Annotated in this window: 5 protein-coding genes; 3 read left to right on the forward strand and 2 right to left on the reverse strand. The window is 70.8% G+C overall.

Annotated features, from left to right (window positions below; genetic code table 11):
* Positions 1–31: 31 nt before the first annotated feature.
* A complete protein-coding gene (locus ACFU7D_RS28870; RefSeq protein ID WP_378873762.1) occupies positions 32–817 on the reverse strand; it encodes a DUF6597 domain-containing transcriptional factor in 786 nt (261 codons plus the stop codon).
* Positions 818–881: 64 nt separating this feature from the next.
* Between ACFU7D_RS28870 and ACFU7D_RS28875 the strand changes: the two genes are divergently transcribed.
* Positions 882–1,337: a DUF3224 domain-containing protein gene (locus tag ACFU7D_RS28875; RefSeq protein WP_378731602.1), complete on the forward strand. Its 456-nt coding sequence runs from the start codon at positions 882–884 to the stop codon at positions 1,335–1,337.
* Here the strand turns inward: ACFU7D_RS28875 and ACFU7D_RS28880 are convergent.
* Positions 1,322–2,011, reverse strand: a complete 690-nt coding sequence (locus ACFU7D_RS28880) for a winged helix-turn-helix transcriptional regulator (protein ID WP_378873772.1) — start codon at positions 2,009–2,011, stop codon at positions 1,322–1,324. The genes ACFU7D_RS28875 and ACFU7D_RS28880 overlap by 16 nt on opposite strands.
* Positions 2,012–2,188: 177 nt before the next feature.
* On the opposite strand from ACFU7D_RS28880, the gene ACFU7D_RS28885 reads away from it, so the two are divergent.
* Both ACFU7D_RS28885 and ACFU7D_RS28890 read left to right on the forward strand, forming a co-directional pair.
* Complete coding sequence (locus tag ACFU7D_RS28885) at positions 2,189–3,007, forward strand: class I SAM-dependent methyltransferase (protein WP_378873775.1); 819 nt, start codon at positions 2,189–2,191, stop codon at positions 3,005–3,007.
* Positions 3,008–3,067: 60 nt separating this feature from the next.
* Positions 3,068–4,174: a GuaB3 family IMP dehydrogenase-related protein gene (locus tag ACFU7D_RS28890; RefSeq protein WP_378731596.1), complete on the forward strand. Its 1,107-nt coding sequence runs from the start codon at positions 3,068–3,070 to the stop codon at positions 4,172–4,174.
* Positions 4,175–4,228: the final 54 nt, after the last annotated feature.

Genomic DNA, 4,228 nt, shown 5'->3' on the forward strand with positions numbered 1-4,228 from the left:
GGCCTATAGGCCACGCTCAGCTTCACAACCCCTACAGGTCCTTCGCGTACGTCGCCGGCGGAGCACCGACGACGTCTCGGAACGTGCGCACCAGGTGGGCCTGGTCGCTGAAGTCCAGCTCCGCGGCGACCGCGGCCCAGTCGGTGTCGCCGTGGTGCGCGCGGGCGGCGACCTCGAGCACGCGGAACCGCTGCACGACCCACTTCGGGCCGATCCCGACGTACTCGCTGAACAGGCGCTGCAGCGACCGCAGGCTCACGCCGGCGTGGTCGGCGAGCTGCTCGGCCCGGGTGATCGAGCGGTCCTCCTCGGCGAGGGCCACCCAACGGCGTACGTCCTCCGCGACCGGGTCCGCGGGAAGACCGACCGCCAGAAGGTAGGACTCCATCGCGGTGGCCATCTCCGCGGGGTCGGCGACGGCGAGGATCCGTTCCGCGGCCGGGCGGTCGTCGACACCGAGCAGATCCTGCGCCGGGACGACCTGATCGGCGATCGCGCTGACCCGGCTGCCGAGCACCGGACGGAAGAGACCGGGCAGGAACGAGACGCCGAGCGTGTGCCCGCGGCCGGTGAGGTGCCGGACGAACGGGCGCCGGCCGATCCCGTGCACCAGCAGCCGGCCATCCTCGGCGGCGACATGGATCCGGGGCTGAGGGATGACCTGCTGGTCGTGCGGCTGGTCGAGGTCCCAGCCGACGTACCAGTGGTAGTCCACGTGTCCCGCGATCTCGGGCGACGGCTCGAACCGCTCGGTGGTGATCGCCCTGGCGGCCGTCACCGGCCGCACGATCGCATCCGGGTAGCCCCTGCTCTCCATACCGCCAACGATATGGCGCGTTCCTTCAATCCCGCGCCCCTGTTCCCCGAGCAGGCTGGGACCCATGACGACCTACAGCAACAAGGCAAGCACTACGATGACCGTCGCCCGTTGGCACGAGGCGGCCTACGTCGACATCGACGGCGAAGGCACCAAGATGGGCGACGACGTCTACATCCCCCACCGCGGCCTGACCACCGCCGAGACCGACTACACCTACGCCGGCGAGCTCCAGGGCACGGGGGTCGCGCGGATGATCGGGGCCTACGGCAACCCGGCCGGTGGCGCGGTCTTCGAGGCGTACGAGCAGTTCACCGGCTCCATCGCCGGCCAGGAGGGCTCGTGCGTGTGGCGGATCAGCGGGACGTACGCCGACGCCACCGTCCGCTCCCACCTCACCGTCGTCCCCGGCCTCGGCACCGGTGGACTCGAGGGACTCGTCGGCGAGGCCGACATGGTCCTCTCCGAGGAGGGCGGCGGGGAGGCGTACGGCTTCGTCCTCTCCTACGACTGGAGCTGAGTGCGGGGGCGGGGGATGTGGGCGGAGGTGGATTGGCCGACCCAGGAGGGAAGGGCGCGGCGTACGTCCTCGGTGGCGGCGATGGTGACCATCTCGGCGCGGAGGGCCATCGGCCAGGCGAGGTCGCCGCGCCAGATCTCGGTGAGCGTACGCAGGCTGCAGGTGAGCCGGGCGTCGACCTCGAAACCGGGGTCGAAGTCGCAGACCTCGGCCTGGTCGGCGGAGACCACGAGCCACCAGCGGGAGGCCTTCGGGTCGACGTCGGTGAGGCCGAACTCGACCACGGTGCGCTGCCGCGGCCACACCTCGATCGGGATCGTGCGGCGCATGTCCCAGAAGAGCAGGTGGGGGTCGAGGTCGGCCTGGCCGAGCTCGCCGACCCAGCGGATGCCCCACTCGTTGAGCGCGGTGACGACGGTGGCGAGCTCCTGGCCGCTGTCGGTGAGGTGGTAGGACGTACGTTGCCCCTCGCCGCGGCGCTGGATGATGCCCGCGCGCTCCAGGGTGCGCAGCCGCTTAGAGAGCAGCGCGGGCGACATCTTCGGCACGCCCCGGCGCAGCTCGTTGAAGTGGGTGCTGCCGAGCAGCAGCTCGCGTACGACGAGCAGCGTCCACCGCTCGTCGAGCACCTCCATGGCCTTCGCCACCGGACAGAACTGGCCGTATCCCGCCACCGGACCGCCTTCCTCGCAGCCCGAGATCCCAGCTTTCAGTAGACCTCTGACGGGGACAGGTGGCAAGTACAGATCCAGAACCGGCAGCGGTTCAGATCCGGCACTATCCGCCGGCGGCGTCGCCGGGTGACGCTGGAGCCTCCAGATCATCTCGGGTCGACGTCTTTGGAGGAAGACATGACCGCAACACCAGTTTCACCCGACCTGAAGGCCCGCCACCGCGTGATGTGGGGCCTGGGGAACTACGCCCGGGTCGCCGACGAGCTCATCCCTGAGCTCGGCCAGGTGATCGTCGAGGCATGCGAGATCGGACCGGGCGACCGGGTGCTCGACATCGCCGCCGGCACCGGGAACGCCGCCGTCCCCGCCGCTCTCGCCGGAGCCGAGGTGGTCGCGAGCGACCTGTCGCCCGAGCTGCTCGACATCGGACGATCGCATGCGGAAGAGGCGGGCGCCGAGTCACTCACGTGGCGGGTCGCCGACGCCGAAGCCCTGCCGTTCGCCGACGCCGAGTTCGACGTCGCCATGTCCACCGTCGGCATCATGTTCGCGCCGTTCCACGAGAAGGCCGCCGCCGAGCTGGTCCGGGTGGTGCGGCCGGGCGGCCGGATCGGGCTGGTCAGCTGGACCCCGGAGGGCTTCATCGGCCAGATGTTCGCCGCGATGAAGCCGTTCATGGCGCCGCCGCCCGAGGGTGCGCAGCCGCCTCCGCGGTGGGGCGACGAGTCCCACGTACGCGGCCTGCTCGGGGACCAGGTGACCGATGTCCGGGCGGAGAAGCGGACGGTCGCGATCGACTCCTTCGACACCGGCGCGGAGTTCCGTGACTTCTTCAAGGCCTGCTACGGCCCGACGATCGTCGCCTACAAGGGGCTCGCCGGCGACGAGGCCCGGACCGCCGACCTCGACGCCGCGCTCGCCGACCTGGGGGACCGCTACCTCACCGCCGGGGCGATGAGCTGGGAGTACCTGCTGCTGACCGCGGTCCGCAGCTAGCTCCTGCTGGTGCGTGTGGGCTTTCCGATCTCGATCCGGTCGCATGGAACAATCCGTCCTGTGACTGAGATCGAGATCGGCCGGGCCAAGCGAGCACGACGGGCGTACGCCTTCGACGACGTGGCGATCGTGCCGTCGCGGCGCACCCGTGACACCACCGAGGTGAGCACCGACTGGCAGATCGACGCCTACCGCTTCGACATCCCGGTGATCGCCGCGCCGATGGACTCGGTGATGTCGCCCTCGACCGCGATCGCGATGGGCAAGCTCGGCGGCCTCGGGGTGCTCAACCTCGAGGGCGTGTGGACCCGGTACGACGACCCGCAGCCGCTGCTCGACGAGCTGGCCGAGCTGAGCGGCGTCGACGCGACCCGGCGTCTGCAGGAGATCTACGAGGCCCCGATCCGGGCCGAGCTGATCACCGAGCGGCTGCGTGAGGTGCGCGCCTCGGGGGTCACCGTGGCCGGGGCCCTGTCCCCGCAGCACACGAAGGAGTTCGCCAAGGCCGTCGTCGACGCCGGCGTCGACCTCTTCGTCATCCGCGGCACCACCGTCTCGGCCGAGCACGTCTCTTCCCAGGCCGAGCCGCTCAACCTCAAGGAGTTCATCTACGAGCTCGACGTGCCGGTCATCGTGGGCGGTTGCGCGACCTACCAGGCGGCGTTGCACCTGATGCGCACCGGCGCGGCCGGCGTTCTGGTCGGCTTCGGCGGCGGTGCGGCGCACACCACCCGAACCGTGCTCGGCGTGGCCGTGCCGATGGCCTCCGCGGTGGCCGACGTCGCCGCCGCGCGGCGCGACTACCTCGACGAGTCCGGCGGCCGCTACGTCCACGTCATCGCCGATGGCGCCGTCGGCCGTTCCGGCGACATCGCCAAGGCGATCGCCTGCGGTGCCGACGCGGTCATGGTGGGTAGCCCGTTCGCCCGGGCGACCGATGCCCCCGGCAAGGGATTCCACTGGGGCAACGAGGCCCACCACGCCGACCTGCCCCGCGGCGAGCGCGTCGCCTTCTCACCCGTCGGCACCTTCGAGGAGGTCCTCTACGGTCCCTCCCACGTCGCCGACGGCACCATGAACCTCGTCGGCGCCCTCAAGCGCGCCATGGCCACCACCGGCTACACCGACCTCAAGGAGTTCCAGCGGATCGAGGTTGTCGTCGGCTAGCAGATCCCGAGCGAAGCGAGGGAGCTGCGCCGACGACAAGATCGAGCAAGCGCG

Origin of the sequence: Nocardioides sp. NPDC057577 (assembly GCF_042801335.1) — a bacterium.
In the GTDB taxonomy this organism is placed as follows: domain Bacteria; phylum Actinomycetota; class Actinomycetes; order Propionibacteriales; family Nocardioidaceae; genus Nocardioides.